A 9717-nucleotide genomic window follows, 5' to 3' on the forward strand; every position below is an offset into this window, starting at 1 on the left:
CCACGGAGGGGTGGGCGGAGGGGCGGAGGGGGGCCGCCGCCGCGCAGGCGGCGGCGGCCAGGTGGGCCGCCACGGTGCCGGTGGTGAGCAGGCGGCGGCGCAGCAGCGTGGCCAGGGACGCCTCGTCGCGGACGTACCCGTCCTTCACCGCCTGCTCGGCGCCGGCGGAGTGGGCGTGCCCGCCCGCGGGCAGGCGGGAGTCGGCGAGGGCGAGCAGCGCGGCGAGGGACATCGACCGCTCAGAAGAGGAAGTACCGCTGCGCCATCGGCAGCTCGGTGGCGGGAGCCTCCTCGACGACCTCGCCGTCGATCCGGACGGTGAAGGTGTCGGGGTCGACCTCGATCCGCGGCAGGGCGTCGTTGTTGGGCATGTCCGCCTTGGTCAGTCGCCGCACGTCCTTGACCGGGGCGAGGCGCCGGTTCACCGCGAGCCGGTCGGCGAGGCCGTCCTCGATCGCCAGCGGCGCCACGAAGTGCACCGACGTCGCGGCCGCCACCACGGGGGAGGCGCCGAACATCGGGCGCGGGAGCACCGGCTGGGGGGTGGGGATGGAGGCGTTGGCGTCGCCCATGGCCGCCCAGGCGATCATCCCGCCCTTGAGCACGGCGTGCGGGCGCACGCCGAAGAACTTCGGCTCCCAGAGCACGAGGTCGGCGAGCTTGCCGGGCTCGACCGAGCCGACCTCGTCGTCGAGCCCGTGGGCGATCGCCGGGGCGATCGTGTACTTGGCCACGTACCGGCGGGCGCGCAGGTTGTCGTTGCCGCCCGGACCGGAGGGGTCGCCCGCCAGCGCCCCGCGGCGCCGCTTCATGGCGTGGGCGGTCTGCCAGGTGCGCAGCACCACCTCGCCGATCCGGCCCATCGCCTGGCTGTCCGAGCCGATCATCGAGATCGCGCCGAGGTCGTGGAGCACGTCCTCCGCGGCGATCGTCGAGGGCCGGATCCGGCTCTCGGCGAAGGCCAGGTCCTCGGGGATCGAGGGGTTGAGGTGGTGGCAGACCATGAGCATGTCGAGGTGCTCGTCGATGGTGTTCACCGTGTGCGGGCGCGTGGGGTTGGTCGAGCTGGGCAGCACGTGCGGCTGGCCGGCGACGGTGATGATGTCCGGCGCGTGACCGCCCCCGGCGCCCTCGGTGTGGTACGCGTGGATGCCCCGCCCCGCGATCGCCGAGAGGGTGTCCTCGACGAACCCCGCCTCGTTGAGGGTGTCGGAGTGCAGGGCCACCTGGACGCCGTAGGCGTCGGCGGCGCGCAGCGCGGCGTCGATCACCGCGGGGGTCGAGCCCCAGTCCTCGTGCAGCTTCAGGCCGGAGGCGCCCGCGCGCAGCTGCTCCTCCAGCGCCGCCGCCGAGACGGTGTTGCCCTTGCCGAGCAGCGCGACGTTGACCGGCAGGCCGTCCATCGCCTCGAGCATCCGGGCCAGGTGCCAGGAGCCGGGCGTGACCGTGGTGGCCTTGGAACCCTCGGCGGGGCCGGTGCCCCCGCCGACGAGCGTGGTGATCCCGCCGCCGAGGGCCTCGGGCACGATCTGCGGGCAGATGAAGTGGACGTGGCAGTCGATCGCGCCCGCGGTGAGGATCCGCCCGTTGCCCGCGATCACCTCGGTCGACGGCCCGATCACGAGGTCGGGGTGGACGCCGTCCATCGTCTCGGGGTTGCCGGCCTTGCCCAGGGCCACGACCCGGCCGTCGCGGATGCCGACGTCGGCCTTGACGACGCCCCAGTGGTCGAGCACGACCGCTCCGGTGATCACCGTGTCGGGGGTGCCCTCGGCGCGGGTCGCGCGGGCCTGGCCCATCGACTCGCGGATGACCTTGCCGCCGCCGAAGACGGCCTCGTCGCCGGAGCGGCCCGGCCCCCCGCTCAGGTCGGCGGTGACCTCGATGAGCAGGTCGGTGTCGGCCAGGCGGATGCGGTCGCCGACGGTCGGGCCGAACAGCGCGGCGTAGCGCTCGCGGGAGAGCTCCACGGTCAGTCCTCGTTCCCCTCGTCGCCGCGCCCGAAGCCGCCCGGTGCGGCGGGCGGCGGGTCGGCGTCCTGGTCGGCGTCCTCGTCGGCGTGCGTCCTCCCGGACGCGGGCGCCTCCCGGCCACCCAGCTGGCCCGGCTCGGGCTGCGCGGCGCCGGTGGCCAGCCCGTCGAGGCGCCCGGGCGCGGGCACGGTGAGGCCGGGCACGACGCGGCCCCCGCCGATCGGCACGAGGTCGACCTCGCGGGCGATGCCCGGCTCGAAGCGGACCGCGGTGCCGGCCGCGACGTCCAGGCGCTGCCCGTGCGCGGCGGTGCGGTCGAAGGACAGCGCCGGGTTCGCCTGCGCGAAGTGGAAGTGCGAGCCCACCTGCACGGGGCGGTCGCCGGTGTTGACCACGCGCAGCCGGGTGCGCTCGGCGCCGGCGGCGGTGGTCACCGGCTCGGCGGCCAGCAGCAGCTCGCCGGGCACGACGCCGCGGGCTGCGGGCTGGTCCACGGGCTGGTCCACGGGCCCGCTCACGGGATCGGGTGGTGGACGGTGACGAGCTTGGTCCCGTCGGGGAAGGTGGCCTCCACCTGCACGTCCTCCAGCATCTCCGGGACGCCGTCCATGACGTCCTGGCGGGTCAGCACCTCGCGCCCCGACGCCATGAGCTCGGCCACGGTGCGCCCGTCGCGGGCCCCCTCGAGCAGGTGGGAGGCGATCACGGCGACGGACTCCGGGTGGTTCAGGCGCAGCCCCCGCTCGCGGCGCCGGCGCGCCAGGTCGGCGGCGTAGGAGAGCATCAGCCGCTCCTGCTCGTGGGGGCTCAGCAGCACGCGCTCCTCCTCCGGCCCGGCCGGCGTCGGGGGGACGGCGGCGCTCTGGCTCGGACGCTAGCCCACGCGGGGGGCCAGCGGGGGAGCGCGGGCGCAGGTCGACGGGGTGGGCGCGCGTGCGCGCCGACCTCCGGAGAGGATGCCCCTGTGATGCTGCTGCGCCTGCCCGGGACCTACCCCGCCCAGGGAGACACCCACCTGCTCGTCGACGTCGTGGAGGGCCACGGGCTGGTCGCGGGCCGCCGCGTGCTCGACGTGTGCACCGGGGGCGGCGCGATCGCCATCGCCGCCGCCGCGGCCGGCGCGGCCTCCGTGACGGCCGTGGACCTCTCGGCCCGCTCGGTGCTGACCGCCCGCGCCAACGCGCTGCTCAACCGCCAGCGGGTGAGGGTCGTGCAGGGCGACCTCTTCGCGCCGGTGTCCGGGCAGCGCTTCGACGTCGTCCTCGCCAACCCGCCCTACGTGCCGGCCGCGGACGACGTGCTGCCGCGCCACCGGATCGCCCGCAGCTGGGACGCCGGCACCGACGGCCGCGCGCTGCTGGACCGGATCTGCGCCGGGGTGCGCGACGTGCTCGCGCCCGGCGGCTCGGTCGTGCTCACCCAGTCCGAGGTCGCCGACCCCGACCTCACGGTCTCGATGCTCGTCGACGCTGGCCTGCAGGCCGCCGTCGTCGCCCGCTCGCACGTGCCGTTCGGCCCGGTGATGCGCCGCCGCGCCCCGCTGCTGGAGGCCCAGGGCCGCATCGCCCCGGGCCAGGCCCTCGAGGAGCTCGTCGTCATCGAGGCGCGCCTGCCGCAGACCGCGGAGGCCGCGGGCGCCGTGCGGGACGAGGACGAGGACTGCTGTGCCGCCTGAGGCGATGCCGCACCGCGTCGTCGTCACGGCCGACGGCCCGGTGCTCGTCGAGGGCCCGGTCGAGGTCGTCCTGCCCGACGGTCGCCGCGCGCTGTCCGAGCGGCCGGTGACGGCCCTGTGCGTGTGCGGCAACAGCAAGCGCTACCCGTTCTGCGACACCAGCCACCGGCGGCGCGTCCGCGGCACCGGCGGCTCCGGCGAGGAGGCCCCATGACCACCAGCACCCAGCCCGCTGCGGCACCGCCCGCGGCGCCGCCGCTGCCGCAGGCCCGCGGGCCGCTGTCGCAGGCGGTCCTGGCCGCGCTGGCCGGCGCGCCGGTGCCCGCGGTCGACGTCGAGGGCGCCGACGCGCTGGGCGAGGACCTCCAGCTCGCCCTGTACACCTGCTACGAGCTCCACTACCGCGGCTTCGCCGGGGTGCCGGACGACCTCGAGTGGGACCCGGCGCTGCTCGCCCTGCGCCAGCGGATGGAACGCGTCTTCCTCGCGGCCCTGCGCGCGGCGGTGGCCGGCGGGGACGACCTCGCCGGCGAGATCGAGGCCCTGCTCGTCGAGCACGTGGACGCCGAGGGCGTCTCGGCGCACCTGCGCAAGCGGGGCGAGTCGTGGCAGCTGCGCGAGTACATCGCGATGCGCTCGCTCTACCACCTCAAGGAGGCCGACCCGCAGGCCTGGGTCATCCCCCGGCTGGAGGGCGAGGCCAAGGCCGCGCTCGTGTCCGTGGAGCACGACGAGTACGGGGCCGGGCGCGGGGAGCGCATGCACGCGCGCCTCTTCGCCGACATGATGCTCGAGCTGGGGCTGAGCGACGCCTACGGCGCCTACCTCGACGCCGCGCCGGCCGCGGTGCTCGCGGAGGTCAACCTCATGTCGCTGTGCGGGCTCCACCGCGCCCTGCGGGGGGCGCTGGTGGGCCAGTTCGCCGTCGTCGAGCTCACCTCCTCGCCCGGCTCCGAGCGGCTCGTGCGCGCCGCCCAGCGCCTGCAGGCCGGCCCCGCCACGGAGGGCTTCTACGCCGAGCACGTCGAGGCGGACGCCGTCCACGAGCAGGTGGTGCGGCACGGGATCATCGCGCCGCTGGTGGCCGCCGACCCGGCCATGGCCGCGGACGTGGTCTTCGGGATGCAGGCCGCCACGGCGCTCGACGAGCGGCTGTCCCAGCACCTCCTCGCGGCCTGGCGCGAGGGCCGCTCCGCGCTGGTGCGCCCGCTGCCCGAGGCGGCCGGCGCACCAGCGGCGGCTCAGGCGACGGCGGCCGACAGCGCCTCGAGGTAGTCGTCCAGCCCCCAGGTCAGCGAGAGCACGGTCGGCGGGGAGACGGCGCTGATCAGCTGTGCGCCGACCACCGAGGCGACGCGCCCGTCGCGCACCTGCGGCATGGCCTGGGCGTACGGCGCCGAGAGGAACGCGTCGGCCTCCTCCTGGGTGGTGCTGTAGAGCAGCAGCACGTCGCTGCTCAGCTCGTCGAGCTGCTCGTAGCTGAGCGTGTAGAAGAAGGTCGACTCCCCGGTCGACAGCTCGTTCACGCTGGGCGCCACCTCCAGGCCCAGGTCGGTGAGGAACTCCACCCGCGGGTCGGCCTCCTCGTACACGTAGAAGGTCCCGGCGGTGTCCCACACCGCGGCGACGCTCTTCCCGGCCAGCTCCGGGTGCGCCGCGGCGGCCTCGGCGATCGTGGCGTCGGTCTCGTCGACGAGGGCCTGGGCCTCCTCCGCCTTCCCCAGGGCCTGCCCGACGGTGGTCACGACGTCGCGCCACGGCGTCGCCCACGGCTGGTCCGGGTAGGCGACGGTCGGGGCGATCTCGGTGAGCAGCGCGTACTCCTCGGCGGTCAGGCCCGAGTAGTTGGCGAGGATGACGTCCGGGTCGGCCGCGGCGATCGCCTCGAAGGGCACCTCCTGCGTGTTCGGCAGGACGGTCGGGGTCTGCGCGCCGAGCCCGTCGAGCGCCTCGGCGATCCACGGCAGCACGCCCTGCTCGTCGCCGGCGTACTCCTGGAAGGGCATGGCGACGGGGACGACGCCCAGCGCGAGGGCGGCGTCGGTGCTGCCGAAGCCCCACGTGACGACGTCGACCGGTTCCTCCTCGATCGTCGTGGTGCCGAGCGCGTGCTCGATCGTCACGGGGAACGCGCCGTCGAGGGCCGCGGACGAGCCGGTGGCGGCAGGCTCTCCGCTGGTGTCGGAGGAGCCGCAGCCGGCCAGGGCGAGCGCGGCGACGACAGCGGTGGCGAGGGTGGTCCGGACGGACGCACGGGGCATGGGAGCTCCAGGGACGGGGCGCGGAGGCGGCGCCGAAGTTAGGACAGCCTCACCATAGATGATCTCCCGGTCATCGCGGACCGGCCGGCGCCCACCCGGCGTCGAAGTGCGCAGGGCCGGCTGGAGCGACGGGCGGCCTGCGCCGCGACCACCCCTCGGCACCCGCCCTCCGTGGGTGTCACGCCCGCTGGGCGGCCGCGCCGATCGCGGCGCGCAGGTCCTGCAGCGCCTCCTGCACGTCGCCGGCGGGCCGGGGGAGGGCGGCCTCGACAGCGGCCAGGGCGGACTGGAAGTGCTGGCCCGCCGTGGCGTGGGCGTGCCGGCCCGCGTCGGTGAGCGTGATGCGGTACGACCGGCGGTCCTCCGGGTGCGGGACCTGCCGGACGTGCCCGCGCGCGACCAGCCGCTTGACGTGGCTGGAGACCGTCGTCGCCGGGGCGGACATCCACCGGGCGAGCTCGCCGGGGGTGATCTCGCCGGCCTGGCGCAGCACGGAGTAGACGGCGAAGTCCTCGGCGTCCAGACCACTGCCGGCCAGTGCGCTGTCCAGCAGCGCGATGGCGGCGCGGGCCGTGAGCCAGGTGTCGAAGAGCACGTTCGACGGGTCGTCGCGCTTGACAGAACTGATGCGATCTCGCACTATCTCCCCCACGAGCAAGTAGTGCGAGATCGTATCACTGGAGGTCGTGGTGGAGGCGTGGCGTGCGATGAGCCGTGGCAGGGTGGTCGTAGCTGTCTGGGTCCTCTTCGGGGCCAGCGCACTGGCCATGTTCGGCTGGCCCGGCCTGACCGGCGCGGTCTCCCGGGCCTGCCGCGGGCGGAGCGCCCTGGACGTGCGCGGCCGGTGGACCGCCGCGGATGCGCGCGACCTGGTCGCGGCCTGCGGCACCGAGGGACGCGCGGCCTACCTCCGGCTGGAGCTGCTCGACCTCGTGCACCCGCTGCTCTGCGGCCTGGCCCTGCTGCTCCTCTCGGCCCTGCTGGTCCGGCGCCTGCCCGGCCGGAGGTGGCGCCTCCTGCTGGTCCCCGCGGTCGCGATGACCGTGCTCGACTACGGCGAGAACGCGGCCGTCTGGAACATCCTGTCGACGTGGCCCGCCGTCGGGGACCTGCCCGCACACCTCGGCGGGGCCGCCACCGCAGCGAAGCGCGCCGCGGGCCTCGTGGCCTACCTCGCCGTTCCGCTGCTCCTGCTCGCCGTCGGCCTCGACCGGCTCCGAGCGAGGGACGCACCCGGTCAGACCCGGCGCTGCAGCGCCGGGTGGCGGGGCGCGTCGAACCCGAGGGAGCGGTAGAGCTCCGCGCCGTCGGGGGTGGCGAAGAGGTCCACGACCGCGACGTCGGTCGCCTCGTCGAACCAGCCCAGCAGCGCGGTCACGCAGGCGCGGGCGTGGCCGCGGCCCCGGGACCGCGGCTCGGTGCTCACGCTGGACAGGCGGCCGTGCGCTCCGCTCGGGCTGCCGGGGCCGGGCGCGTGCACCTCGACCACGCCGACCGCGCAGCTGACCACGCCGGCGCCGGGCTCCTCGACGACGAAGGCCGCGAAGGCGCTCCGGTCGGCCAGCCGCTGGGCGAACCAGGCCAGGGCGGCCGCGCGCCAGGGCGCGTCGGGCGGGCCCGGGTCGACGCCCATGCCCTGGAACATCAGCGCCCGCAGGCGCACCAGCGCCCCGGCGTCCTCGACCCGCGCCCGGCGCGCGACCGCCTCCGCCCCGCCGCTCACCGGGCGTGCCGGCGGCGGTGGGCGGCGATGACGCGGTCGGCGTCGCGGGCGTCCTGGCGCTCGCGCAGCGCCTGGCGCTTGTCGTGCACGCGCTTGCCCCGCGCCACGGCCACCTCGACCTTGGCCCAGGGGCCGGAGAAGTACAGCGAGAGCGGCACCATCGTCCAGCCGCCCTCGTGCAGGCGGTGCTCGATCCGCTCCAGCTGGGCCGCCCGCAGCAGCAGCTTGCGGGGGCGGCGCGCGGAGTGGTTGGTCCAGGTGCCCTGGGCGTACTCGGGGATGTGGACGCCGTGCAGCCACGCCTCCCCGCCCTCGAGCCCGACCCAGCCGTCGGTCAGCGACGCGCGCCCCTCGCGCAGCGACTTCACCTCGGTGCCGGTCAGGACGATCCCGGCCTCGTAGGTGTCGCTCAGCTCGTAGTCGTGCGCGGCCCGCTTGTGGCGGGCCACCACGCGGGGAGCGCGGGGGTCGGTCACCCCTCCATCATCGCGCGGCGGGCTCCTCGAAGGACTCCGGCGCGTGCTCGGGCCCAGGGGCCGCCGCGCGCTCCGGGTGCGGGGTCCGGTGCAGGCGGGCGGCGGCCCGCTCGACGAGCAGGTAGAGGACCGGCACGAGCACCAGCGTCAGCAGCGTGGAGCTGAACAGGCCGCCGATCACGACGAGGGCGAGCGGCTGCGAGATGAACGCGCCGCCGCCGGTCAGGCCCAGCGCCATCGGGGTGAGGGCGAGCATCGTGGCCAGCGCCGTCATGAGGATCGGCCGCAGGCGGTGGCGTGCGCCCTCGACGACGGCCGGCACGAGGTCCTCTCCGGCGCGCCGGTGCTGGTTCACCAGGTCGATGAGCACGATGGCGTTGGTGACGACGACGCCGACGAGCATCAGCGCCCCGATGAGCGCCGCGAGGCCCAGCGGGGTGCCGGTGACGACGAGCGCCGCCAGGGCGCCGGTGGCCGCGAACGGCACCGAGACGAGCAGCACGAGCGGCTGCACGAGGCTCTTGAAGGTGGCCACCATGATCACGTAGACGATGGCGATGGCCGCCAGCAGGGCGAGGCCGAGCTGGCCGAAGGCCTCCTCCTGGTCGGCGCTGACGCCGCCGATGGTGGCCTCGGCGCCGGCGGGCAGGTCGAGGTCGGCCAGGCCCGCGGTCAGGTCGGCGGTCACGGTGCCCAGGTCGGTGTCCCCGAGCGCCGCCGAGACGGTCGCGCTGCGCTGGCCGTCGGTGCGGGTGATGGACGTCGGCTGGGCGACCTCCTCGACGCTGGCCACCGCCCCGAGCGGCACGGCGCCGCGGGCGCCCACGAGCGGCAGGACGCGCAGCGCCTCGGCGTCGGCCGGTGCGGCGCCGAGCCTCAGCACGACGTCGCTGGGGCCGGTGGTGGTCTGCACCCGCCCCACGGTCGAGCCCTGGACGCGCGCGGCCACGGCCTGGCCGACCGCGGCCTCGCTCAGGCCCGCCGCCGCGGCGGCCTCGCGGTCGACCACCACCTGCAGGGTGGGGAGGGCCGCGGCCAGGTCGTCGGTGACGTCCTGCGTGCCGGCGGTGTCCTCGACGAGATCGCGGACGGCGGCGGTCGCCTCCTGCAGCACCTGCTCGTCGGCGGCCGTGACGGAGACCGCGACGCCGCTGGAGCCGAAGCCCGCGGCGCCGGCGGAGACGGTGATGGTGCCCAGCCCGGCGCCGTCCTGGCCGGCGAGGTCCTCGACCTCGGCGCGCAGCCGCTCCTGGACCGCGGTGGCGTCGTCCTCCAGGCCCAGGGTCACCGAGAACGTCGCGGTGCTCGCCGCTCCGGCGCCGGCGAAGGCGGCCGTGGCGGCGTCGCCGCTGCCGATGGTCAGCTGGGAGGTCTCCACCTCGGGGACCTCGTCGAGCAGCGCCTCCACGCGCCGCGCGGCGGCGTCGGTGGTGGCCAGGTCGGTGCCCGGCGGCAGCTCCTGGGTGATGGTCAGGGTGTTCTGGCCGCTGCTGCCGAGGAAGTCGGTCTTCAGCTGGGTCGCCAGGCCGCCCGTGCCGACCAGCACGAGCACCGCCGCGAGCAGGGTGAGCGCCGGGTGGCGCAGGGCGCGGCGCAGCACCGGCAGGTA

Annotated in this window: 12 protein-coding genes and 1 pseudogene; 4 read left to right on the forward strand and 9 right to left on the reverse strand. The window is 76.0% G+C overall.

Annotated features, from left to right (window positions below):
- The 4 genes and pseudogenes from AC5FZL_RS12660 to AC5FZL_RS12675 form a co-directional block, all read right to left on the reverse strand.
- Nucleotides 1–232: pseudogene (locus AC5FZL_RS12660) on the reverse strand (urease accessory protein); the annotation flags it as partial.
- A gap of 7 nt (nt 233–239) precedes the next feature.
- Entirely contained in the window at nt 240–1970 is a 1731-nt protein-coding gene (locus tag AC5FZL_RS12665) for an urease subunit alpha (RefSeq protein ID WP_493619141.1), read from the reverse strand.
- 2 nt (nt 1971–1972) lie between these two features.
- Nucleotides 1973–2467 (reverse strand): urease subunit beta, encoded by a 495-nt coding sequence (locus tag AC5FZL_RS12670; RefSeq protein ID WP_493619143.1) that lies wholly within the window; start codon nt 2465–2467, stop codon nt 1973–1975.
- 20 nt (nt 2468–2487) lie between these two features.
- Complete coding sequence (locus AC5FZL_RS12675; RefSeq protein ID WP_493619145.1) at nt 2488–2790, reverse strand: urease subunit gamma; 303 nt, start codon at nt 2788–2790, stop codon at nt 2488–2490.
- Nucleotides 2791–2940: 150 nt separating this feature from the next.
- Here AC5FZL_RS12675 and AC5FZL_RS12680 point away from each other — a divergent pair, with 150 nt between their 5' ends.
- Genes AC5FZL_RS12680 through AC5FZL_RS12690 form a run of 3 tightly spaced genes read left to right on the forward strand, consistent with a single transcriptional unit; the run spans nt 2941 to nt 4923 of the window.
- Nucleotides 2941–3648 (forward strand): HemK2/MTQ2 family protein methyltransferase, encoded by a 708-nt coding sequence (locus tag AC5FZL_RS12680; RefSeq protein ID WP_493619160.1) that lies wholly within the window; start codon nt 2941–2943, stop codon nt 3646–3648.
- 4 nt (nt 3649–3652) lie between these two features.
- Nucleotides 3653–3862 carry a CDGSH iron-sulfur domain-containing protein gene (locus AC5FZL_RS12685; protein ID WP_493619161.1) on the forward strand — a complete coding sequence of 70 codons (210 nt, stop codon included), beginning with the start codon at nt 3653–3655 and terminating at the stop codon, nt 3860–3862.
- A complete protein-coding gene (locus tag AC5FZL_RS12690; protein ID WP_493619147.1) occupies nt 3859–4923 on the forward strand; it encodes an iron-containing redox enzyme family protein in 1065 nt (354 codons plus the stop codon). Before AC5FZL_RS12685 ends, AC5FZL_RS12690 begins: the two co-directional genes overlap by 4 nt.
- On the opposite strand, the gene AC5FZL_RS12695 is transcribed toward AC5FZL_RS12690, so the two are convergent.
- Nucleotides 4890–5909 (reverse strand): iron-siderophore ABC transporter substrate-binding protein, encoded by a 1020-nt coding sequence (locus tag AC5FZL_RS12695; RefSeq protein WP_493619149.1) that lies wholly within the window; start codon nt 5907–5909, stop codon nt 4890–4892. The two genes, AC5FZL_RS12690 and AC5FZL_RS12695, sit on opposite strands and share 34 nt — an antisense overlap.
- A 178-nt stretch (nt 5910–6087) precedes the next feature.
- Complete coding sequence (locus AC5FZL_RS12700; RefSeq protein ID WP_493619151.1) at nt 6088–6549, reverse strand: MarR family winged helix-turn-helix transcriptional regulator; 462 nt, start codon at nt 6547–6549, stop codon at nt 6088–6090.
- 82 nt (nt 6550–6631) lie between these two features.
- Between AC5FZL_RS12700 and AC5FZL_RS12705 the strand changes: the two genes are divergently transcribed.
- Nucleotides 6632–7204 (forward strand): hypothetical protein, encoded by a 573-nt coding sequence (locus AC5FZL_RS12705; RefSeq protein ID WP_493619153.1) that lies wholly within the window; start codon nt 6632–6634, stop codon nt 7202–7204.
- Here the strand turns inward: AC5FZL_RS12705 and AC5FZL_RS12710 are convergent.
- From AC5FZL_RS12710 to AC5FZL_RS12720, 3 genes are all read right to left on the reverse strand, one after another.
- Nucleotides 7147–7632 (reverse strand): GNAT family N-acetyltransferase, encoded by a 486-nt coding sequence (locus tag AC5FZL_RS12710; RefSeq protein ID WP_493619154.1) that lies wholly within the window; start codon nt 7630–7632, stop codon nt 7147–7149. The genes AC5FZL_RS12705 and AC5FZL_RS12710 overlap by 58 nt on opposite strands.
- Nucleotides 7629–8108 carry an SsrA-binding protein SmpB gene (gene smpB / locus AC5FZL_RS12715; protein ID WP_493619156.1) on the reverse strand — a complete coding sequence of 160 codons (480 nt, stop codon included), beginning with the start codon at nt 8106–8108 and terminating at the stop codon, nt 7629–7631. The genes AC5FZL_RS12710 and smpB overlap by 4 nt, the downstream gene beginning before the upstream one ends.
- A 7-nt stretch (nt 8109–8115) precedes the next feature.
- Nucleotides 8116–9717: efflux RND transporter permease subunit (locus AC5FZL_RS12720; protein WP_493619158.1), on the reverse strand; the 1602-nt coding region annotated here is incomplete at its 5' end.

The sequence above is a fragment of the Quadrisphaera sp. DVD1 genome (genome assembly GCF_058932755.1).

Coding starts and splice junctions, on each gene's coding strand:
- AC5FZL_RS12680 (WP_493619160.1), top strand. CDS start 2,941: ATGCTGCTGCGCCTGCCCGGGACCTACCCCGCCCAGGGAGACACCCAC.
- AC5FZL_RS12685 (WP_493619161.1), top strand. CDS start 3,653: ATGCCGCACCGCGTCGTCGTCACGGCCGACGGCCCGGTGCTCGTCGAG.
- AC5FZL_RS12690 (WP_493619147.1), top strand. CDS start 3,859: ATGACCACCAGCACCCAGCCCGCTGCGGCACCGCCCGCGGCGCCGCCG.
- AC5FZL_RS12695 (WP_493619149.1), bottom strand. CDS start 5,909: ATGCCCCGTGCGTCCGTCCGGACCACCCTCGCCACCGCTGTCGTCGCC.